18 protein-coding genes are annotated in these 20,230 nt (G+C 70.4%); 14 read left to right on the top strand and 4 right to left on the bottom strand.

Annotated elements, in window-relative coordinates:
- Window positions 1-5: 5 nt before the first annotated feature.
- From KAK07_RS14920 to mobA, 4 genes are read left to right on the top strand one after another with little or no spacing between them, the layout of a single operon-like run.
- Window positions 6-602 (top strand): DUF3306 domain-containing protein, encoded by a 597-nt coding sequence (locus tag KAK07_RS14920; protein WP_210851766.1) that lies wholly within the window; start codon window positions 6-8, stop codon window positions 600-602.
- Entirely contained in the window at window positions 508-2,670 is a 2,163-nt protein-coding gene (locus KAK07_RS14915; protein ID WP_210851765.1) for a 4Fe-4S dicluster domain-containing protein, read from the top strand. The genes KAK07_RS14920 and KAK07_RS14915 overlap by 95 nt, the downstream gene beginning before the upstream one ends.
- Window positions 2,667-3,296: a TorD/DmsD family molecular chaperone gene (locus KAK07_RS14910; protein ID WP_210851764.1), complete on the top strand. Its 630-nt coding sequence runs from the start codon at window positions 2,667-2,669 to the stop codon at window positions 3,294-3,296. Before KAK07_RS14915 ends, KAK07_RS14910 begins: the two co-directional genes overlap by 4 nt.
- 4 nt (window positions 3,297-3,300) lie before the next feature.
- Window positions 3,301-3,903 carry a molybdenum cofactor guanylyltransferase MobA gene (gene mobA, locus KAK07_RS14905; protein WP_210851763.1) on the top strand — a complete coding sequence of 201 codons (603 nt, stop codon included), beginning with the start codon at window positions 3,301-3,303 and terminating at the stop codon, window positions 3,901-3,903.
- A 16-nt stretch (window positions 3,904-3,919) separates the two neighbouring features.
- Here the strand turns inward: mobA and KAK07_RS14900 are convergent, their stop codons facing one another.
- The 4 genes from KAK07_RS14900 to KAK07_RS14885 all read right to left on the bottom strand — a co-directional run bounded on the left by KAK07_RS14900 (window position 3,920) and on the right by KAK07_RS14885 (window position 8,154).
- A complete protein-coding gene (locus tag KAK07_RS14900) occupies window positions 3,920-4,540 on the bottom strand; it encodes a hypothetical protein (RefSeq protein WP_210851762.1) in 621 nt (206 codons plus the stop codon).
- Window positions 4,541-4,812: 272 nt separating this feature from the next.
- On the bottom strand, window positions 4,813-5,469 hold the full coding sequence (locus tag KAK07_RS14895; RefSeq protein ID WP_210851761.1) for a hypothetical protein: 657 nt from the start codon (window positions 5,467-5,469) through the stop codon (window positions 4,813-4,815).
- Window positions 5,470-5,746: 277 nt separating this feature from the next.
- A complete protein-coding gene (locus tag KAK07_RS14890; protein ID WP_210851760.1) occupies window positions 5,747-7,024 on the bottom strand; it encodes a hypothetical protein in 1,278 nt (425 codons plus the stop codon).
- A 188-nt stretch (window positions 7,025-7,212) separates the two neighbouring features.
- A complete protein-coding gene (locus KAK07_RS14885) occupies window positions 7,213-8,154 on the bottom strand; it encodes a LysR family transcriptional regulator (RefSeq protein ID WP_210851759.1) in 942 nt (313 codons plus the stop codon).
- 203 nt (window positions 8,155-8,357) lie between these two features.
- On the opposite strand from KAK07_RS14885, the gene KAK07_RS14880 reads away from it, so the two are divergent.
- The 10 genes from KAK07_RS14880 to KAK07_RS14835 are packed head-to-tail and all read left to right on the top strand — an operon-like array spanning window position 8,358 to window position 20,227.
- On the top strand, window positions 8,358-9,473 hold the full coding sequence (locus KAK07_RS14880; RefSeq protein ID WP_210861582.1) for an FAD-dependent monooxygenase: 1,116 nt from the start codon (window positions 8,358-8,360) through the stop codon (window positions 9,471-9,473).
- A gap of 31 nt (window positions 9,474-9,504) precedes the next feature.
- Complete coding sequence (locus tag KAK07_RS14875; protein WP_210851757.1) at window positions 9,505-11,226, top strand: DUF1302 domain-containing protein; 1,722 nt, start codon at window positions 9,505-9,507, stop codon at window positions 11,224-11,226.
- A 17-nt stretch (window positions 11,227-11,243) separates the two neighbouring features.
- Window positions 11,244-12,590, top strand: a complete 1,347-nt coding sequence (locus KAK07_RS14870) for a DUF1329 domain-containing protein (RefSeq protein WP_210861574.1) — start codon at window positions 11,244-11,246, stop codon at window positions 12,588-12,590.
- Between the two features lie 10 nt (window positions 12,591-12,600).
- Window positions 12,601-13,644, top strand: a complete 1,044-nt coding sequence (locus KAK07_RS14865) for a WD40/YVTN/BNR-like repeat-containing protein (RefSeq protein ID WP_210861572.1) — start codon at window positions 12,601-12,603, stop codon at window positions 13,642-13,644.
- A complete protein-coding gene (locus KAK07_RS14860; protein ID WP_375141228.1) occupies window positions 13,641-16,070 on the top strand; it encodes an efflux RND transporter permease subunit in 2,430 nt (809 codons plus the stop codon). Before KAK07_RS14865 ends, KAK07_RS14860 begins: the two co-directional genes overlap by 4 nt.
- Window positions 16,070-16,561 (top strand): nuclear transport factor 2 family protein, encoded by a 492-nt coding sequence (locus tag KAK07_RS14855; RefSeq protein ID WP_210861568.1) that lies wholly within the window; start codon window positions 16,070-16,072, stop codon window positions 16,559-16,561. Before KAK07_RS14860 ends, KAK07_RS14855 begins: the two co-directional genes overlap by 1 nt.
- An 11-nt stretch (window positions 16,562-16,572) precedes the next feature.
- Entirely contained in the window at window positions 16,573-17,730 is a 1,158-nt protein-coding gene (locus KAK07_RS14850) for an alpha/beta hydrolase family protein (RefSeq protein ID WP_210861566.1), read from the top strand.
- A gap of 41 nt (window positions 17,731-17,771) precedes the next feature.
- On the top strand, window positions 17,772-18,713 hold the full coding sequence (locus KAK07_RS14845; protein ID WP_210861564.1) for a VOC family protein: 942 nt from the start codon (window positions 17,772-17,774) through the stop codon (window positions 18,711-18,713).
- Window positions 18,706-19,077: a Rieske (2Fe-2S) protein gene (locus tag KAK07_RS14840; RefSeq protein WP_210851750.1), complete on the top strand. Its 372-nt coding sequence runs from the start codon at window positions 18,706-18,708 to the stop codon at window positions 19,075-19,077. The genes KAK07_RS14845 and KAK07_RS14840 overlap by 8 nt, the downstream gene beginning before the upstream one ends.
- 19 nt (window positions 19,078-19,096) lie before the next feature.
- Entirely contained in the window at window positions 19,097-20,227 is a 1,131-nt protein-coding gene (locus tag KAK07_RS14835; RefSeq protein ID WP_210851749.1) for an FAD-dependent oxidoreductase, read from the top strand.
- Window positions 20,228-20,230: the final 3 nt, after the last annotated feature.

Here is a 20,230-nt window from a genome sequence, read left to right as displayed (position 1 = left end):
ACGCCATGGCCAGCAACGACGACGGCTTCCTGTCGCGCTGGTCGCGCCGCAAGGCGCTGGCCCGCGAGGGCGTGGCGCTGCCCGAGCCGCCACCCCCCGCCCCACCGCCGCCGCCCGCCCCGGCACCGCTGACCCCGGTCGTGGCCGCACCACCGGCCGACGAGCCGCCCGCAGAACCCGCCCCGCCGCCCCCGCCCACGCTGGACGACGTGGCCACCCTCACCCCCGAGGCCGACTTCAGCCGCTTCGTCGCCCCCGAAGTCACGCCCGAGGTGCGCAACGCCGCGCTGAAAAAACTCTTCGCCGACCCGCACTACAACGTGATGGACGGCCTGGACATCTACATCGACGACTACGGTCGCCCCGACCCGCTGCCCGCCGGCATGCTGCGCCAGATGGTGCAGTCGGCCGCGCTGGGCCTGTTCGCCGACGAGCCGGCCGACCCGCCGCCGCCCGCCGCCCCTTCCCCGACCGCGCCGGCGGCCTCCCCCGCCGCGCCCCCCGACCATGAAGACCCTGATCTGCGACTGCAACCGGACGATGCCGCTGGACGCCCCGGCCCTGAGCCGGGCGCTGCAGACGAGCCCGACCGCCCGCACTGACGGCCTGGAGACGCTGCACCACACGCTGTGCCGCCGCGAGGCCGGCGCCTTCCAGCGCGCCGCGCGCGACGAGGGCGAGACCCTCATCGTGGCCTGCACGCAGGAGCAGCGCCTGTTCGCCGAGCTGGCCGACGCCACCGAGGGCGCGCGCCCGCTGGCCGAGCGGCCGATCCGCTTCGTCAACCTGCGCGAGCGCGGCGGCTGGTCGAAGGACGCGGCCCAGGCCACGCCCAAGCTGGCCGCGCTGCTGGCGCTGGCCCAGCTGCCCGACCCGGCGCCGGTGCCGCAGGTCACCTACCGCAGCGCCGGCCGCACGCTGGTGATCGGCCCGGCCGAGGCCGCGGTGGCCGCCGCCGAGGTGCTGGCCGCGTCGCTGGACGTGACGGTGCTGGTCAGCGGGCCCGGCGCGCTGCCGCAGAGCCGCGCCTTTGCCACCCACGCCGGCCGCCTGACGCGCCTGAGCGGCTGGCTGGGCGCCTTCCAGGCCGAGTGGGTGCAGGACAACCCGATCGACCTGGAGCTGTGCACCCGCTGCAATGCCTGCATCGCCGCCTGCCCCGAGGGCGCGATCGATTTCTCGTACCAGGTGGACCTGTCGCGCTGCACCAGCCACCGCGACTGCGTGCGCGCCTGCGAGGCCGCCGGCGCGATCGACTTCCAGCGCGACCCGCTCACCGTCAGCGAGCGCTTCGACCTGGTGCTGGACCTGCGCGCCACGCCCGCCTTCAGCCAGCACCAGCCGCCGCAGGGCTATGTGCATGCCGGCCCCGACGAGCGCCGCCTGAGCCGCGCGCTGCGCGAGCTGCCCACGCTGGTGGGCACCTTCGACAAGCCCACCTTCTTCCGCTACCAGCAGCGCCTGTGCGCCCACACCCGCAACGAGCGCACCGGCTGCAGCGCCTGCATCGATGTGTGCTCCACCTCGGCCATCCGCAGTGATGCGTCGCTCAAGGGCAAGGCGCCGGGGCAGACCGGCGGCATCATCGTCGAGCCGCACCTGTGCGCCGGCTGCGGCGCCTGCACCACCGTCTGCCCCAGCGGCGCGCTGAGCTTCCAGACCCCCGGCCCTGCCGACCAGGGCCAGCGCCTGCGCACCCTGCTGGGCACCTACGCCAGCGCCGGCGGCCGCGACGCCGCGCTGCTGCTGCACAGCGAAGGCGCCGGCGCGCGCTGGCTGGACGAGCTGGGCCGCGCCGCCCGCGTGGACCCGCAGATCCACGGCCTGCCCGCGCGCGTGCTGCCGCTGCCGCTGTGGCACAGCGCCAGCACCGGCGTGGACCTGTGGCTGTCGGCCATCGCCCACGGCGCCAGCCAGGTCTGGGTGCTGCTGACCGACGAGGAAGCGCCCGAGTACCGCAGCGCATTGCAGGAACAGATGGCCGTGGCGCAGGCCGTGCTGAACGGCCTGGGCTACGCCGGCACCCACCTGGGCCTGCTGCAGGTGCGCGACGCCCGCGATCTGGCCGCGCTGGACACCGCGGTGCAGGCCCCGCCCGCGCAGACCGTGCGCGAGCGCGCCCGCTTCGGCCTGATGGCCGACAAGCGCACCACGCTGGACGCCGCGCTGGACCACCTGCTGGCCCAGGCCCCCGCCGCCGTGCCCGAGGCCATCGCCTTGCCCGCCGCCGGCAGCCCCTGGGGCACGCTGGCGGTGGACAGCCAGCGCTGCACGCTGTGCCTGGCCTGCGTGGGCGCCTGCCCGTCGGGCGCGCTGAAGGACAACGCCGACGCGCCGCAGCTGCGCTTCACCGAATCGGCCTGCGTGCAGTGCGGCCTGTGCGCCGGCACCTGCCCCGAGCAGGCCATCACGCTGCAGCCGCGCCTGTGGCTGGCCGATGCCGGCCGCGCCCGCCGCCAGACGCGCGTGCTCAACCAGGCCCAGCCCTTCGCCTGCGTGCGCTGCGGCAAGCCCTTCGGCACGCTGCAGGCGATTGAAGCCATGATCACCCGCCTGGGCGCCCACCCGGCCTTCCAGGGCGCCGCCGCCGAGCGCCTGAAAATGTGCGGCGACTGCCGCGTCATCGACCTGCACAGCAACCCGAACGAACAACGGATCACCGACCGATGAGCCCCACCGACCAGCCGATCGCCATCGCCGGCAGCCCCGACGCCGAAGAGGTGGCGCGCGCCGAGCTCTACGGCCTGCTGGCCCGCCTGTGGCTGGCGCCGCCCGATGAGGCCCTGCTGCGCGAATTCGCCGTGGCCGTGACCGAGGCACCGCAGGAAGGCGGCTTCCTGGAGAGCCCCTGGCAGGACCTGGTGGGCGCGCTGCGCAGCGTGAACGTGGCGCAGGCCACCGAGACCTTCGACGCGCTGTTCGGCGGCGTGGGCAAGCCCGAGGTCTTCGTCTACGGCAGCTTCTACCAGGCCGGCTTCCTGAACGAGACCCCGCTGGTGCGCCTGCGCGAGGACCTGGCCCGCCTGGGCCTGACCCGCACCACCGACACCACCGAGACCGAGGACCACATCGCCTACGGCTTCGAGGTGATGCGCTACCTGATCGGCGGCGACGATGCCGCGGTGTGCAACCTCGAGCAGCAGCGCCGGTTCTTTCGCGCCCACCTGCAGCCCTGGGTGGCACAGCTGTGCGACACCGTGCAGGCCCACCCCGGCGCCGGCTGGCTGGCCGCGCTGGCCGGCATGACCCGCGCCTTCATCGAGGTCGAGACCCAGGCCTTCGACATGGTGGAGTGAGGACATGAGCAGCATTGCCCCCGAGGACATCACCGGCCTGATCCTGGCCGGCGGCCGAGGCAGCCGCATGGGCGGCGTCGACAAGGGCCTGCAGAACCACCGCGGCCTGCCGCTGGCCATGCACGCGCTGCTGCGCCTGCAGCCACAAGTGGGCGCAGTGCTGATCAACGCCAACCGCAACCTGTCGGCCTATGAATCCATGGGTGCCGAGGTCTGGCCCGACGCCGTGCCCGACTACCCCGGCCCGCTGGCCGGCTTCCTGGCCGGCCTGGAGCACTGCGACACGCCCTGGCTGCTGACCGTGCCCTGCGACACGCCCCACTTCCCCACCGACCTGGCCGCCCGCCTGGCCCAGGCCGCCCACGCCGCCAACGCCGACGTGGCCATGGCCGCCACCCGCGACCCCGACGGCACCCTGCAGCGCCAACCCGTCTTCTGTCTGCTGCGCGCCAGCCTGCTGGAAAGCCTGGTGCAGTTCATCCAGAGCGGCCAGCGCAAGATCGACCGCTGGACCGACCAGCACCGACATGTGGAGGTGGTGTTCGAGGACGCCGCGGCGTTTGACAACGCCAACACGCCGGAGGAACTGCGGCGGCTGCAGGGCTGACCCGCCGGCCGCGCGATCAGCCCCGCCGGCCCAGGTCCTCCAGGTTCCTGGACCGCTCGCGATCCAGCTCATCGGACAGCGCATCCCAGCTGCCGCGGTGCAGCGCGCCCTTCAGCACACTGCCCCCCAGCGCCCAGCACAGCGCCCACACCGCCAGCAGCACGCCCCACGAGATCAGCGTGCCCAACGGCCGGTAGTCGCCCCCCTGCCAGGCCAGCTCACCCCGCCGCCACAGCCACCCGCCCAGTACCGCCGGCGCCACCAGCAGCACGCCGGCCAGCGCCTTGCCCCAGGCCGGATACAGCTTGCCCAGCGGCGCCAGCACCGTGGGCAGCATGATCGCCAGGAACAGGAAAAAGCCCTCAGCCGGCATCACGAACCACAGCACCAGCAGCAGCACCGCGGCACCGGCCGCGACCATCAGCAGCTCGTTGCGCGGTGAGCGGCTGCGGCCCGCCTGGGTGGCCACCGCGGCAGACTGGCGCGCCTGTTCGCGCCGCTGCAGTTCCGCCTGCGCCACCTCGCGCGCCTGCGGCAGCAGGTCGGGGTCACTGAGGCGGCGTTGCAGTTGGGCGGTGGAGGCTTGGCGGTAGAGGGCTTCGAGTTGGGTTTGGCGGGGGTCTGGGGGTGGGGGCATGGGGGGACGCTAGCACCGATGGCGGAGGTAGGGCTGGGGTGGTTCAGGCGCGGTGTGGCTCGGTGTGCTCGGCGCCGCGGAGATGTTGGTGGCGCGTTGAACAGCCGCTTCAGACTGCGTGCAGCCGGTCGCTGAGGGCGGACGCATCCAGCTGCGTTCGAACTTGCAGTCCTACGAATTCGCGCCCAGCCTGCCCAATAGCGGCCGCTCGAAGCTGAAGCCGAGTACCCAGATGAAGGAGATAGGTTCGCAGCACACTCGTGCGCCTGTGGCTACCTTCCTGACGACGAACGAACCAACGCGGAACGAAACCCCTCGTCAGCGGCGAGATTTCGCAGGCTAGCGCCAAAGGCGTTGATGGCGAGGGTGTCGAAACCACCTGCTACGGTCTCTTGTGCCTCGAACGCCCCCTGAGTGGTCGCACTGAAGACAACGCGGCGTTCCGTGTTGCTGAACACCTCCCACTTGACCTCCACAAAGACGGATCCCTTGGCCACAGTCGGGTCGCCCACCTTCAGACTCGGGTGACCAACGAAGGGAAAGCACACGTTCGAGTGCACCTTCAGAACAGACGCGCCAAGCGTGTAATCCGGCTGTTCTTCCGTGAACACAGACTCTGGTGCCTTCTGAAGGCGATAACGAAGAGGTTCTAGCACCCCAGTAAAGCTACGCACGAGATTCAATCGCGAGAAGGGCAATACATCCGTAGCCAGTTGGCGCGGAGGAGCCTCTTTACACCACCAACCGTACTGCACGTTCGCAATGGAATCGGCTTGCTGCATCTTCGGTACCACTGGCCCGAGAGCAAGCACCCCAGTTTCAGTACCGACCGGAACGGCCAAGGGAACAAGAATCGCAGGGCGTTGAACCGGGGGGACAGCGCAGCCGACAAGGCTGAGAGCCAACAGGACGATCTGACCGAGTTTCATGATTGCCTTGACGAGCCTGACTTGAGTGTATGGGGATCCCATGACGACTTCTCTTGAGCATTTGAGCATGTGTCCGGGCCGCGAACAGGGTTGGCAATGCCTGGGACCAGATACGCGTCAACGGCCGCTCTGATCGCGACCGCGGGCCTATCGCGCCGCCACGCTGACTGGCTCGGCAATGCTTGGTCGGCGCTATTCGACCCATCTGCGACATTCGCTGTCGTGATCGCAGCGTCCGAGAGCGGACGGCCGACCGGCCGTCGTCTAACACCACCGCTCAGTCGTACGCATCAGCGCTACCGCCCACCTCAGCGATCAGGTCCTCCCAGGGCCACTTCACAGTGGCAAAGCGCCGATAGAGCAGGAGTTGTCGGTCGACAAGGCTGATCTTCTCGTTCTGCCCGTCGTAGGCCAGTACAAGCGAACGACCATCTTGGTCAACCTGGAGCGCTGCAAACTTCGCCAGCACTGAGCGCAGATTGGGAAGCTGCACTCGCGGCTCTGCGGCGTGCGCCTTGCGGTAGATATCTTTGGCTGGAATGCCGGCAAGTAGCTCTCCGTCGGTCGCTTCCATGATCACCTTCAGCGCGTGCGCATAAATGCCAGTAGCATTTTTTCGCTGCCGCACGCCTTCGCAGACCCTCTTAGCGAAGCTCTGATAGAGCTGGTTTAGCTGTTCAGCAGTATGCATGGCCGCGTCGGAAATCTTGTCGACGTTGTCCAATTCGATTTCCATACCGCTCGGGGCAGCATCATAGATTTTCAGCTCGTCGAGATACCGCAGGGCCAGCTTCTGAAGCAAGCCCACGCTTTGGTAGGCGATCTCAGCAAGTTGGGTCGAGACGGCGTCCGTAGGGCGAATGCTGAGGGCGGCACATCCCTTCGTGAACACCTGCTTGAGTTCAGCTTCACTCCAGGTGACGGGCAGTTCCTCAATCCGATCGGCCAAGTCCGAGTTCAGAGTGATCAGCATGTTGTCGTCGATCCACACGCCGACCACAACTACCAGGGTCTTGTAGTCCCACAGGGTCTTCAAGTCGAACGCAAACTTCTGCTGCTCAGTGATCGGCAGGTAGTGGAAGTCCTCGATGACCAGCTTTCGCCCAGACTCCCGAATCGTGTCCGATATGAACCTAAGGTCGGTAACATTGCGACCGACCACTGCCTCCTTCGTCGAAGTGTCGTTGCCGTACGTGCCCTCGGTCGACGCAGAGGCCTTCGCAAAGAGCGCGAAACCGCCCTCAACGGAGCCGCCAACTTTGCCACCCAGTTTGCTCGTGACCGTGCGGTCAACCTCCAAGCGGACGCCGAGGGCAGCCAGTGCGTCTCGGTATACGTCAGTTGTTGTGTACGACAAACGGCACTGCACTACGATGGGGTTGTCGAGCACCTTCTTGCGGAGCCATGACTTGCCGCACTTGGATGCACCACGAATCGCGATGTGCATCTGCCCACGATCGACGAGAGTTCGGAACTCCGAGTCGAGCGCGCCGCGGTCGATATACGAAGCGTCAACCACGTCCGACTGAATACCAAATACTTGGTGCGTTTTCATTGGCAGGATCCTATCGAAGTCCGTATGGTATTGCGGGCATGCATCCGGACATCAGTCGTTCGCGACCTGCCGCTACTGGCGGTCAGCAGCCAGCCCAATTGAGCGCGCGACAGTCGGCAACCGCTGCAGAGCCGCCCGTTGATCCCGCCGTGTCCTCGGCCACCCACAACCGGCCAACCCCAGCCGTACTAGGCAGCCACTGCGACCCCGTCTGCCCTCTCCCCATCCATCCTCCCCACCGCCCTCCTGAACGCATCCCTCAACCACACCAACCCCGGATCCTGCGTCTTGTACTTGTGCCACTGCATCGCCTGCTGCATGCCCTCGATGGGCAGCGGGGGTTGGCGGATGGCCAGGGGCCAGGTGGTGGCGAAGCAGTGGGCCAGGCGGGCGTGCACGGTGGCGACCAGGTCGGTGCCGCAGACCAGGGCGGGCATGGCGGCGAAGCCGTAGGACATGACGGCCACGCGGCGGGTGATGCCGTAGCGCTTGACGAACCACGATTCGAACGAGTCGCCGGTGCCGCCGGGGGGCTGCATGATGATGTGGCCGGCGGCCAGGTAGCGCTCGAAGGTGAACTCGCCCTGGGCCAGCGGACTGTGGGCCCACAGCAGGCAGACGAAGTGCTCCTCCACCAGCAGTTCCTCGGGGTGGTCGGGTGACATGAAGCCGCGGGGGATGACCAGCAGGTCGGCCTCGCCGCGCTCCAGGGTGCGCTGCGGGTTCATCACCTGCGGCAGGAACTCGAAGCGCACGCTGCAGCGCTCCTGCGCGCACAGCGCCAGCAGGTGCGGCGCGATCACCATCTGCGTGTAGTCGGACAGGCAGATGCGGAACAGCCGGTCCGACGCGGTGGGGTCGAAGCGCGGGCGGCTGGCAATGGTGCTGTCGATGCGCACCAGCACGTCGCGCACGGCGTCGTGCAGCGCCTCGGCGCGCGGCGTGGGCTCCATCTTGCGGCCCACCTGCACCAGCAACTCATCTTCAAAGTAATCACGCAGCCGCGACAGCGCGCTGCTCAGCGCCGATGGCGTGAGGTGCAGCCGCTCGGCGGCGCGCGTGATGCTGCGCTCGGTCAGCAGCGCATCCAGCGCCACCAGCAGGTTCAGGTCCAGTCGGTTCAAGCGCATGGCGTGCCGGGATAACCCTTGATCGTTAGATGCCGTTGAAACGTCGCTTGCATCGAAGTCATTTTTCATGATGGTCGCCAGTCCCTAACCTCTCGCTTACCCGCTTTCCTACAACGACTGGAGACAACGAATGGCCCTGGGCCAGGCGATGGGCGAACTCGCGCCCACAAACACCAACGCACTGCGGCGCAGGGCCTGAGACCATGGCCACGCTGCGTCGCATCGGCATTGCGGGCGCCGGCCTGTCGGGCCTGGCAGCGGCCCTGGCCGCGGCCCGCGCCGGGGCGCAGGTCGAGGTGTTCGAGGCCGCTGCGCGGCTGGCCGCACCGCCGGCCTCGATCGACGTGGTGCCGAACATGCTGCGTGACCTGGCGGCGCTGGGCGTGGCCGAGGCCTGCGTGCGCAAGGGCTTTGCGTACACCTCGATGGTCTGCGTCGATGCCGCCGGCCGCACCCAGTTCGAGATCCCGGCGCCGTCGCTGGCCGGTGCGGCCTGCCCGGCGGCCATGGGCATGGGCTACGCCGACCTGCTGGCCACGCTGCACGAGGCCTGCGTGGCGCAGGGCGTGCGCCTGCACTGGGGCGCCCGGGTCGAGCGCAGCAGCACCCACGCCGGCCAGGCCCGGCTGTCCGGTGCGGCGGGGCTGCTGTGGCAGTGCGACCTGGCCATCGTGGCCGGCGCCGCGTCGATGCTGCAGTCCGAGCCCCCGCTGGGCGCCACCAGCCAGCGCTTGCCGCAGCGCTGGGACCATGTGCTGGTGGCGCGCCCGCGCGGCATCGACCGCCTGACCTGGTGCGTGGGCACCAGCGGCCTGAAGGTGCTGGTGGTGCCCACCGGCGTGGCCCAGGCCGGCCTGGCGGTGCTGTGCGACGACACGCCCGGCGCCCGCCCCGCCGCCACGCCGGCCGCGCTGCGCCAGCGCCTGCAGCAGATGGGCGGCGCGCCCGCGGCCATGGCCGCGCTGGTGCGTGACGACGCCACCGTCATCAGCCGCCCGGTGCAGACCGGCCTGCTGAGCGGCCCCTGGCACCGCGGCGCGGTGCTGCGCATTGGCGCCAGCGCGCACCTGCTGCCGCCGCACTTTGGCCAGGCGGCGGCGCAGTCCATTGAAGACGCGGCCGTGCTGGGCAGCCTGCTGCCCACCGCCCCCGACCGGCGCCGTCTGCTGGCGCAGTTCCATGCGCGCCGCACGGCACGGGCCGCGCAGGTCCACGCCATCACCACCCAGGCCGCGCTGTGGGACCTGCACCCCGAGCCGGCCACTGATTTCCCGGCGCTGGCCCAGCAGCTGGCGCCCATCGTCGAGCACGCGGCCTGACCGCCCCCACCACACCGCCACCGAGGAGACCATGAAGAAGACCCTTTCACACCCCCCGACGCTGCGGCTCGGAACCCTGGCGCTGGCCGCGGCCCTGGCCACGCAGGCCCACGCCATCGAGATCGACACCGGCGACGCCGACTGGTCGGTCCGCTGGGACAACACGCTGCGCCTGAGCACCAAGCTGCGCACCGGCGCGGCCGACCCGGCGCTGACCGAGTCCTTCCGCCAGATCCCCACCGGCGCGCCGCCGCCGGCACCGGCCACCTTCAGCTTTCCGCAGGCGCTGAACTTCAACGCCGGCGACCAGAACTTCCAGAAACGCGGCCTGGTGTCGGCGCGGCTGGATGTGCTGTCGGAGTTCGACGCGATCTGGCGCCGTGATTTTGGTGTGCGCCTCAGCGCCGCCGGCTGGTACGACGATCGCCTGCACCGCGCCACGCAGGCCGACAACGACCCCACGCTGGGCCAGACGCCGCCCAACGCCTTCCCCGCGCGCACCCGCCGCATCGCCGGGGGCGATGGCGAACTGCTGGATGCCTTCGTCTTCGGCGGCTGGACGCTGGACAACGGCATGAAGCTCACCGCCCGCCTGGGCCAGCATGCGCTGCAGTACGGCGAGAGCCTGTTCTTTGGCGACAACGGCATCGCGCGGGCCCAGGGGCCGGTGGACATCGACAAGCTGCTGGCCTCGCCGAACGCGCAGTTCAAGGAGATCGTGCGGCCGGTGCCGCAGCTCTCGGCCCAGCTGCAGCTATCGCCCGCGATGACGCTGGGCGCCTATGTCCAGTTCCGCTGGGACTCTGACCGCGTGCCGCCGGCTGGCAGCTACTTCTCCACCGCCAACATCCCCTGGGGCTCGCAGCAGCCGGAGTTCGTCAACATCCCCAACGTGGGCAACTTCGTGCTGACCCCGGGCACCGACACCCAGCCCGGCCATGGCGGCCAGTTCGGCCTGCAGCTCAAGTGGCGCCTGGACGAGACCGACCTGGGCTTCTACGCCGCCCGGTTCCACGACAAGAGCGGCCAGCTCTACGGCAACATCAACCCGGCCGGCACGCCCAGTCCCTTCGGCACGCTGCCGGGCACCTGGTTCTACGCCTTCCCGAAGAACGTCAAGACGGTGGGTGCCAGCTTCTCGCGCACCGTGGGCGACTTCAACCTGGCGGGCGAGGCGTCGCTGCGCGACGACATGCCGCTGTGGAGCCAGAACATGATCTACGCCGGTGGCGTGGGCCAGCCGCAGCCGCGGCCGGCGCTGGGCCGCACCGCGCACCTGAACCTGTCCACGCTGGCCAGCTTCGGCCCCAACGCGCTGGCCCAGGAGTCGACCTTCGTGGCCGAGCTGGCCTGGAACCGCGTGCTGTCCAAGACCGACCCCGACCATTCGCTGGACGAGGGCCGCACGCGTGACGCCACCGCGCTGCAGTTCATCTACACGCCCAGCTACCGCCAGGTGCTGCCGGGTCTGGACCTGAACCTGCCGCTGGGCCTGCGCTATGTGGTGGACGGGAACTCGGCCGTCACCGGCGCCGGCTGGGGCGCCCGGGGCACCGGCAACGCCACCGTGGGCCTGGAGGGCACCTACCTGGGCCTGTGGCAGTTCGCGCTGAACTACACGCACTTCATCGGCCCGGCCGTGCCTTTTGTGGATCTCTCGCCGCTGCTGAGCGGTGGCCATGCGATCTACGGCCTGGGCAACCCGCTGGCCGACCGCCACTTCGTCGCGCTGTCCGTGCGCCGCACCTTCTGATCCAACGGAGCCTTTGCATGAAGTTCCACCACATCGCCCTGGCTGCCGTGCTGGCTGGCCACGCCGGCCTGACGCTGGCCGCCGCCACGCCTGACGAGGCCGCCAAGCTCAAGACCACGCTGACCCCCTTGGGCGCCGAGCGCGCCGGCAACGCCGACGGCAGCATCCCCGCCTGGAGCGGCGGCTACACCACGCCGGTGGCCGGCTTCAAGAACGGCGGCCGCCGCGGCGACCCCTTCGCCGCCGAGAAGCCGCTGTACTCGATCACCGCCGACAACCTGGCCCAGCACGCCGCCAAGCTCAGCGATGGCACGCAGGCGCTGCTCAAGAAGTACCCCAAGACCTTCCGCGTCGATGTCTACAAGACCCACCGCACCGCGGCCGCGCCGCAGTGGGTCTATGACGCCACGTTCAAGAACGCCACCAGCGCCAAGCTGGACGGCGAGGTGGTCAAGGGCGCCTATGGCGGCATTCCCTTCCCCATCCCGAAGAGCGCCAAGGAGATCGTCGCCAACAACGAACTGCACTGGCGCGGCGAGGCCTGGCAGTCCGACTTCCGCGGCTACCTGACCACCGCCAGCGGGCAGCGCGTGCTGTCGGTCGAAGGTGTGGGCGACTTCCAGATGCCCTACTACGCCCAAGGCCAGGAGGACAAGTTCGGCGGCGACTACTGGCTGATCCGCCTGGTCAACAGCGGCCCGCCGGTGCGCGCCGGCGAGGCCATCACCGGCCGCCAGAACCTGGACCAGGACAAGACCCAGGTCTGGGTCTACCTGACCGGCCAGCGCCGCGTGCGCAAGCTGCCCAACGCCTGCTGCGACACGCCCACGCCGGCCACCAGCGGCGTGGCCAGCTTCGACGAGGTGGATGTGCTCTCGGGCCGCACCGACCGCTTCGACTGGAAGATCGTCGGCAAGCAGGAGATGCTGATCCCCTACAACAGCAACCGCCTGCACACGGCCGCCAAGGACAGCGACGTGCTGCTGGCCAACCACCTGAACCCTGACCATGTGCGCTGGGAGCTGCACCGGGTGTGGGTGATCGAGTCGACGCTGAAGCCGGGCCAGCGCCACCAGGCGCCCAAGAGCCGCTACTACGTGGACGAGGACACCTGGGTGGCCGTGCTGGGCGACCGCTGGGACGCCAACGGCCAGCTGTGGAAGACGCTGTGGTCGCACCCGGTGGTGATGCCCGACCTGCCCGCCACCACGCCGCAGCAGCAGTGGGGCTTCAACGACCTGGTCTCGGGCGCCTGGTACGCCAGCGGCGTGGTCAACGAGAAGCCCGTGCACTACAAGGCCGTGCCGCGCAAGCCCGACAGCTACTTCACCGGCGACGCGCTCGCGGGCGAAGGCGTGCGCTGAAAGGCCGGTCGTGAAGCTGCTGCTGCATGTGCTGGTGGCGCTGGCGCTGACGCCGGCTGCCCTGGCTGCCCCGGCACCGGTGGGCGAGGCGCTGCAACGCCCCGCGCTGACGGTGCGCCAGCCCGAGCGGGCGGTGCTGCTGTCGGTGGCCCGCGCCGGTGAGCGCCTGGTGGCCGTGGGTGAGCGCGGCATCGTCGTGCTCAGCGACGACGCCGGCGCCCGCTGGCGCCAGGTGCCCTGCCCGGTCAGCGTGACGCTGACCATGGTGCGCTTTGCCGATGCCCGCCACGGCGTGGCCGTGGGCCACGGCGGCGCGGTGCTGACCACCGCCGACGGCGGCGACAGCTGGCAGCTGCGCCTGGACGGCCGGCGCGCCGCGCAGATCGCGCTGCAGGCCGCCACCACGCCCGAGGCCCGGCGCGACGCCGAGCGCCTGCTGGCCGACGGCCCCGACAAGCCCTTCCTCGATGTGCTGCTGTGGGATGCGCGCCGCCTGCTGGCGGTGGGCGCCTACGGCCTGGCCTTCCACAGCGCCGATGGCGGCCAGACCTGGCAGCCCTGGATGGCGCGCGTGCCCAACCCCAAGGGCCTGCACTGGTACGTGGCGCGGCGCCAGGGCGACACGCTGCTGCTGGCCGGCGAGCAGGGGCAGATCGTGCGCTCCGACGACGGCGGTGCCAGCTTCCAGCCACTGGCCTCGCCCTACAAGGGCAGCTGGTTCGCCGGCGAGTTGCTGCCCGATGGCCGCGCGCTGCTGGCCGGCCTGCGCGGCAATGTCTGGCGCCAGACCGACGGCGGCGCGGGCTGGCAGGCCATCGCCAACCCGGTTCCGGCCTCGATCACCGCGATCACCGCCAGCGGCCCCGACTGGCTGCTGGCCAGCCAGGCCGGTGCCGTGCTGCGCCTGCAGGGCGACGCGCTGGTGCCGCTGGACACCGCGCCGCTGACCCTGCCCGCCGCGCTGCTGGCCGCTGGCCCGGGTCGCGTGATCGCCGCCGGCGTGACCGGCATCCAGCCTCTGACGACTCCTGGCGCCACCACCCCGGCGAAATGACCATGTCCGCAGTCTCCCCCCCGACCAGCGCGCCGTCGCTGGCCGCGTTCGACCCGCAGTCGGGCTCGCTCGTCGAGCGCCTGCTGTTCAACAACCGCCGGCTGATCGTGCTGCTGTGCGTGCTGCTGACCGGCCTGCTGGGCTGGCAGGCCACCCAGCTGCAGCTGCAGGCCAGCTTCGAGAAGACCATCCCCGCCAGCCACCCGTTCATCCAGAACTTCCTGCAGTACCAGGGCGAGCTCAGCGGCCTGGGCAATGCGGTGCGCATCGGCGTGGCCAGCACCCAGGACACGATCTACGACGCCCGCTACCTGGACACGCTGCGCCGCCTGTCGGACGAGGTGTTCCTGATGCCCGGCGTGGACCGGGCGCGGATGAAGTCGCTGTGGACGCCGTCCACCCGCTGGGTGGGCGTGACCGAGGACGGCCTGGAAGGCGGCCCGGTGATTCCCGACGGCTACGACGGCTCGCCCGCCAGCCTGCAGCAGCTGGGCGCCAACATCGCCCGCTCCGGCGAGATCGGCCAGCTGGTGGCGCGCGACCTGCGCTCCAGCGTGATCGTCGTGCCGCTGCTGGCCAAGGACGCGCAGGGCCAGGCGCTGGACTACGCGCAGCTGTCCGCGCGGCTGGAGGCACTGCGCCTGAAGTACGAGGCCGAGGGCGTGCGCCTGCACATCACCGGCTTCGCCAAGATCGTCGGCGACCTGATCGACGGCGTGCGCGCGGTGCTGGTGTTCTTTGGCGTGGCGGTGCTGATCGCCGCGGCCATGGTGTTCTGGTACACGCGCTGCGCGCGCTCCACGCTGCTGGTGGTGCTGGCCTCGCTGGTGGCGGTGGTGTGGCAGCTGGGGCTGCTGCCCACGCTGGGCTATGCGCTGGACCCGTACTCGATCCTGGTGCCCTTCCTGGTGTTTGCGATCGGCATGAGCCACGGCGCGCAGAAGATGAACGGCATCATGCAGGACGTGGGCCGCGGCATGCACAAGCTGGTGGCCGCGCGCTTCACCTTCCGGCGCCTGTTCCTGGCCGGCCTGACCGCGCTGCTGGCCGATGCGGTGGGCTTTGCGGTGCTGCTGGTGATCGACATCCAGGTGATCCGCGAGCTGGCGGTGGCGGCGTCGATCGGCGTGGGCGTGCTGATCTTCACCAACCTGATCCTGCTGCCCATCCTGCTGAGCTACACCGGCGTCAGCCAGGCCGCCGCCGAGCGCAGCCTGCGCGCCGAGCAGGCCGACGCCGCGGGCGCGCGCAAGCACCCGCTGTGGGCCTTCCTGGACCGCTTCACCCAGCGTCGCTGGGCGGCCATCGCGGTGGGGCTGGCGCTGCTGCTGGGCCTGGCCGGCTATGCGGCCAGCACCCGGCTGCAGATCGGCGACCTGGACCCGGGCGCGCCCGAGCTGCGCGCCGACAGCCGCTACAACCGCGACGTGGCCTTCATGAACCAGGCCTATGGCGCGTCGAGTGACGTGCTGGCGGTGCTGGTGCGCACGGCCGACGGCCAGTGCTCGAAGCTCGACACGCTCAACAAGATCGACGCACTGGAGTGGCAGCTGCGGCAGCTGGACGGTGTGGAGTCGACCAACACCCTGGCGCTGCTGAACCGCCGCGTGCTGTCGGGCCTGAACGAGGGCCAGCCGCGCTGGTACGAGTTCCTGCCCAACCAGGACATGCTCAACACTGTCACCGCCGGGGCGCCGCGCGGCCTGTACAACGACGCCTGCGGCCTGCTGACGGTCTACGTCTACCTGCGTGACCACAAGGCCGACACGCTTTCGCGCGTGGTGGCCCATGTGCAGGCCTTCGCGCAGGCCAACGACAGCCCGGACGCGCAGTTCCTGCTGGCCGCCGGCTCGGCGGGCATCGAGGCGGCCACCAACATCGTCGTCAAGGACGCCTGGCGGCTGATGCTGCTGCTGGTCTACGGTGCGGTGGTGGGGCTGTGCTTCGTCACCTTCCGCTCGTGGCGGGCGGTGGTGGTGGCGGTGCTGCCGCTGGTGCTGACCTCCTTCCTGGCCGAGGCGCTGATGGTGGCGCTGGGCATGGGCGTGAAGGTGGCCACGCTGCCGGTGATCGCGCTGGGCGTGGGCATCGGCGTGGACTATGCGCTGTACGTGCTGTCGGTCACGCTGGCGCAACTGCGCGAGGGCAAGAGCCTGTCGGAGAGCTACTACCGCGCGCTGCTGTTCACCGGCAAGGTGGTGATGCTCACCGGCGTGACGCTGGCCGTGGGCGTGGTCACCTGGGTGCTCAGCCCCATCAAGTTCCAGGCCGACATGGGCCTGCTGCTGGCCTTCATGTTCCTGTGGAACATGCTGGGCGCGCTGGTGCTGGTGCCCGCCCTGGGTCATTTCCTGCTGAAACGGCAGGCCCACCCGGCCGAGGATTCGGCCGCCTTCATGGGTCGCCTGCGCGCGACACACGCCTGATGAACAGACTCTCCCTGCTGGGCGCATTCGCCCTGGTGGCCCTCGGGCCGACCGCGCACGCCGCCGATGGCCCCGACGCGGTGTTCGACCGCTACGTGGCCGCGGTCCATGCCGGCGACATGGCCGCGGTGCGCGCACTGATCGCGCCCGATGTCGAGCGCTCGGACTTCGTGGGCTGCCGCCCCGAGATGAGCCACCCCGACTGCCTGGCCCACTACATCGAGGCCACGGTGGTGCGGCCAAAGGCGCGCCTGAGCGTGCTGCGCCGGCAGACCGAGGGCGACACCGTCAGCGTGACCGTGGAGGTGCGCAGCCCGCTGTACACGCAGGCCGGCGTGGAGCGCATCGTCGGCCGCGACATCGTGCGCGCCCAGGGCGGCCTGATCCGCGCCTTCCGCTTCGTGCCCGATTTCTCAGACGAGGCCACCGCGGTCTTCTTCGGCACGCTGGGCATCGGCCCGCGCGCCGCCAAGCCCGCCCAACCGTCCTGAACACCCTCACCATGTTCAAGTACTTCCCCACCAACTACGTCTGGAACCTGTCGGTCGATCTGGCGATCGAGATGGGCGCGCGCATCGGCGAGATCGAGGCCATGTGCGCCCCGCTGCAGGAAGCCGCCAAGGCCCCGGATGCCGCCGGCACGCAGGCCTTTCGCGAGACCTGGGTGCGCATGGCCGACCGCCTGTGCGAACTGGCCGACGAGGACCAGGCGCGCGGCCGTCTGCTCTCGGCCGGCGAGAAGATCAGCCGCGCGGCCAGCTACCTGATCACCGCCGAGCGCCTGCAGGCCCATGACGCCCCCGGCCGGCTGGACCTGTACCGCCGCCACCTGGACCTGTTCGCCGAGGGCGCGCGCCTGTCGGGTGAGCGCGTGCAGCGCGTCGAGATCCCCTACGAGGGCACGCACCTGGCGGCGCTGTATGTGCCGGCCGAGGGCGTGAGCGGCCCGGCGCCGCTGCTGGTGCAGGTCAACGGCCTGGACTCGACCAAGGAGATGAAGCAGCGCGTGGGCCTGCCGGCCTGGCTGGCCAAGCGCGGTGTGGCCTCATTGGTCGTCGACCAGCCCGGCACCGGCGAGGCGCTGCGCCTGCAGGGCCTGACCGCCCGCCATGACAGCGAGCACTGGGCCAGCCGCGTGGTCGACTGGCTGCAGACGCGGCCGGAGGTCGATGCGCAGCGCATCGGCCTGGAGGGCGTGTCGCTGGGCGGCTACTACTGCCCGCGCGCGGTGGCCTTCGAGCCGCGTTTCGCCTGCGGCGTGGTCTGGGGCGCCAACCACGACTGGCGCGACGTGCAGAAGCGCCGTCTGGCGCGCGAAGGCAACCTGCCGGTGCCGCACTACTGGGCCCATGTGTGCTGGGTGTGGGGCGCGAAGGACATCGCCGACTTCATGCGCATCGCCGAGAACGTGCACCTGGACGGCGTGGTCGAGCGCATCCGCGTGCCCTTCCTGGTCACCCACGGCCAGCAGGACTCTCAGATCCCGCTGAAGTGGGCCGAGCGCACCTACGAGCAGCTGGTGAACAGCCCGAAGCGCGAACTCAAGGTCTTCACCGAGCGTGAAGGCGGCGTGCAGCACTCCAGCTTCGACAACTCGATCAACGCCGGCCACTACATCGCCGACTGGGTGGCCGAGACCCTGGGCGGGCGCCTCGCCTGAGCGCCGCCTCGACACCCCTTCCGCTGACACAGGACCCCACCATGAACATCCTCGGCATCGACGCCCTGCTCTTCGGCGTCGACGACCTCCGCGCCTGCAGCGCCTACCTGCGGGACTACGGCCTGACCGAGGCCGCCCCTGGCCGCTTCGAGGCGCTGGACGGCACCGCGGTGCTGATCGCCCCGGCCGGCGACCCCACGCTGCCCCCGCCCCCCGCCCCGGGCTGCCAGCTGCGCAAGACGGTCTTCGGCGTCGCCGACGCCGCCACGCTGGACGCGATCGCCAACGAGCTGGGCCGCGACCGCGCGGTGCGCCGGCTGGCCGACGGCTCGATCGAGTCGGTGGACGACGACGGCTTCGTGCTGGGCTTTCAGGTGTCGGTGCGCCGGCCGGTGGCCACGCTGGGCGAATTCGCCAACGCGCCGGGCGCGCCGATCCAGCGCGCCGTCAACACGCTGGGCGTGCAGGCCCAGGCGCCGCAGATCCGTCCGCGCACGCTGTCGCACATCGTCTATTTCGTGCCCGATGCGGCGCGGGCCGAGGCCTTCTATGTGCAGCGGCTGGGCTTCCGCTGCACCGACCGCTTCGTCGGCGTGGGGCCCTTCCTGCAACCCGCGGGCACGCTGGACCACCACACGCATTTCCTGATCCAGGCGCCGGCCTTCATGAAGGGGGTGGAGCACTTCACCTTCCACTTCAGCGGCCCGACCGAGGTGATGCAGAACGGCTACCGCTTCATCGAGAAGGGCTACCAGCCCTTCTGGGGCCCGGGGCGGCACCAGCTGGGCTCGAACTGGTTCTGGTACTTCAACAGCCCCTTCGGCTGCCACATGGAGATGGACGCCGACATGGACCTGCACGACGCCAGCTGGCAGCCGCGCCAGGCCGAGCTGAGTGCCGACAGCTCGCAGGCCTTCCTGCTGGGCTACCGCCGCAAGTGGGCGCCGGGGCCGGACACGTCGGAGAGGGGCGACTATGCCTGATGCCACGATCGCCGCTGGCCCGCTGTGGCTGTGCCAGGCGGACGAGCTGGCAGCCATCCCCGAAGGCCGCGCGCGCGGCTTCGACCCGTGCCAGACCGGGCAGGACAGCGTCTTCGTGGTGCGCCACGCTGGCCGCCTGCATGCCTGGCGCAACGCCTGCCCGCACATCGACGGCGCACCCATGGCCTGGCGCAAGGACGCCTACACCAACGCGGCCGGCACCCACATCGTCTGCTCGGCGCACGGCGCGCAGTTCGAGCCGGCCACCGGGCGCTGCGTGCAAGGGCCCTGCCTGGGGCAGGCGCTCAGCGCGATCGAGATGGACATCCGCAGCGACGGCAGCGTCTGGCTGCGCGCGCACTGACACACCACAAGGACGAGACATGGCAGCAGTGAACAAGGTACTGGTGATCGGCGGGGGCTTCTCCGGCATGGCAGCGGCCATCCAGATGCAGCGCGCCGGCATCGCGGTGGACCTGGTCGAGATCGACCCCGGCTGGTGCCCGCTGGGCGCGGGCATCACGATCAACGGCGCCACGCTGCGGGCGCTGCAGACGCTGGGCGTCTACCCCGGGTTTGTCGATCAGGGCTGGGTGTCGGACGGTCTGGACCTCTACTCGGCCGCCGGTCAGAAGCTGGCCGAGCTGCCCACGCCCCGGCCGGTGGGCTCGGACGTCAGCGGCGGCGGCGCGATCATGCGGCCGGCACTGGCGCGCCTGCTGTCCGACGCCACCCGCGCCAGCGGCGTGGCGGTGCGCACCGGCTGCAGCTTCACGACGATCGAGCAGGACAGCGACGCGGTGACCGTGGCCTTCACCGACGGCACCCAGGGCCGCTACGACCTGGTGGTGGGCGCCGATGGCGTGCACTCGCGGCTGCGCGGCCTGCTGTTTCCCGAGGTGCCGCCGCTGGGCTACCTTGGCCAGGGCGTGTGGCGCGCGGTGATGCCGCGGCCGGCCGAGGTGGTGCGCCCGCGCATGTGGTTCGCGCAGCACCTGAAGCTGGGCGTGAACCCGGTGTCGGCCAGCCACATGTACATGTTCATCACCGAGGACCGGCCGACCAAGGCGCACATCGATCCCGCCACCTGGCCGGCGGTGTTCCACGGCCTGATGCAGCCCTTTGCCGACCCGCTGGTGCAGTCGCTGCAGCCCCATGCGCTGCTGCCCGAAGCCGCGATCGACTACCGCCCGCTGGCCAACCTGCTGGTGCCCACGCCCTGGAACCGCGGCCGCGTGGTGATGATCGGCGACACCGTGGCGGCCACCACGCCGCACCTGGCCTCGGGCGCCGGCATCGGCATCGAGAGCGGCATCGTGCTGGCCGAGGAACTGGCCCGCCACGACACGCTGCCGCCGGCGCTGGACGCCTTCCATGCGCGCCGCTTCCCGCGCTGCGAGATGGTGGTGCGCAACTCCGAGCGCCTGTGCCGCATCGAGGTGGAGGGCGGCGACAAGGCCGAGCACGCGCGCATCATGCGCGAGTCGATGGCCGCGCTGGCCCAGCCCATCTGACCG

Origin of the sequence: Ideonella alba (assembly GCF_018069875.1) — a bacterium.
Lineage (GTDB): Bacteria > Pseudomonadota > Gammaproteobacteria > Burkholderiales > Burkholderiaceae_C > Ideonella > Ideonella alba.
This window is presented reverse-complemented; position numbering and strand designations above follow the sequence as displayed.

Bases quoted from the DNA above. Each gene is read 5' to 3' on its own strand.
- KAK07_RS14920 (WP_210851766.1), top strand. From the start codon at position 6: ATGGCCAGCAACGACGACGGCTTCCTGTCGCGCTGGTCGCGCCGCAAG.
- KAK07_RS14915 (WP_210851765.1), top strand. From the start codon at position 508: ATGAAGACCCTGATCTGCGACTGCAACCGGACGATGCCGCTGGACGCC.
- KAK07_RS14910 (WP_210851764.1), top strand. From the start codon at position 2,667: ATGAGCCCCACCGACCAGCCGATCGCCATCGCCGGCAGCCCCGACGCC.
- mobA (WP_210851763.1), top strand. From the start codon at position 3,301: ATGAGCAGCATTGCCCCCGAGGACATCACCGGCCTGATCCTGGCCGGC.
- KAK07_RS14900 (WP_210851762.1), bottom strand. From the start codon at position 4,540: ATGCCCCCACCCCCAGACCCCCGCCAAACCCAACTCGAAGCCCTCTAC.
- KAK07_RS14895 (WP_210851761.1), bottom strand. From the start codon at position 5,469: ATGAAACTCGGTCAGATCGTCCTGTTGGCTCTCAGCCTTGTCGGCTGC.
- KAK07_RS14890 (WP_210851760.1), bottom strand. From the start codon at position 7,024: ATGAAAACGCACCAAGTATTTGGTATTCAGTCGGACGTGGTTGACGCT.
- KAK07_RS14885 (WP_210851759.1), bottom strand. From the start codon at position 8,154: ATGCGCTTGAACCGACTGGACCTGAACCTGCTGGTGGCGCTGGATGCG.
- KAK07_RS14880 (WP_210861582.1), top strand. From the start codon at position 8,358: ATGGCCACGCTGCGTCGCATCGGCATTGCGGGCGCCGGCCTGTCGGGC.
- KAK07_RS14875 (WP_210851757.1), top strand. From the start codon at position 9,505: ATGAAGAAGACCCTTTCACACCCCCCGACGCTGCGGCTCGGAACCCTG.
- KAK07_RS14870 (WP_210861574.1), top strand. From the start codon at position 11,244: ATGAAGTTCCACCACATCGCCCTGGCTGCCGTGCTGGCTGGCCACGCC.
- KAK07_RS14860 (WP_375141228.1), top strand. From the start codon at position 13,641: ATGACCATGTCCGCAGTCTCCCCCCCGACCAGCGCGCCGTCGCTGGCC.
- KAK07_RS14855 (WP_210861568.1), top strand. From the start codon at position 16,070: ATGAACAGACTCTCCCTGCTGGGCGCATTCGCCCTGGTGGCCCTCGGG.
- KAK07_RS14850 (WP_210861566.1), top strand. From the start codon at position 16,573: ATGTTCAAGTACTTCCCCACCAACTACGTCTGGAACCTGTCGGTCGAT.
- KAK07_RS14845 (WP_210861564.1), top strand. From the start codon at position 17,772: ATGAACATCCTCGGCATCGACGCCCTGCTCTTCGGCGTCGACGACCTC.
- KAK07_RS14840 (WP_210851750.1), top strand. From the start codon at position 18,706: ATGCCTGATGCCACGATCGCCGCTGGCCCGCTGTGGCTGTGCCAGGCG.
- KAK07_RS14835 (WP_210851749.1), top strand. From the start codon at position 19,097: ATGGCAGCAGTGAACAAGGTACTGGTGATCGGCGGGGGCTTCTCCGGC.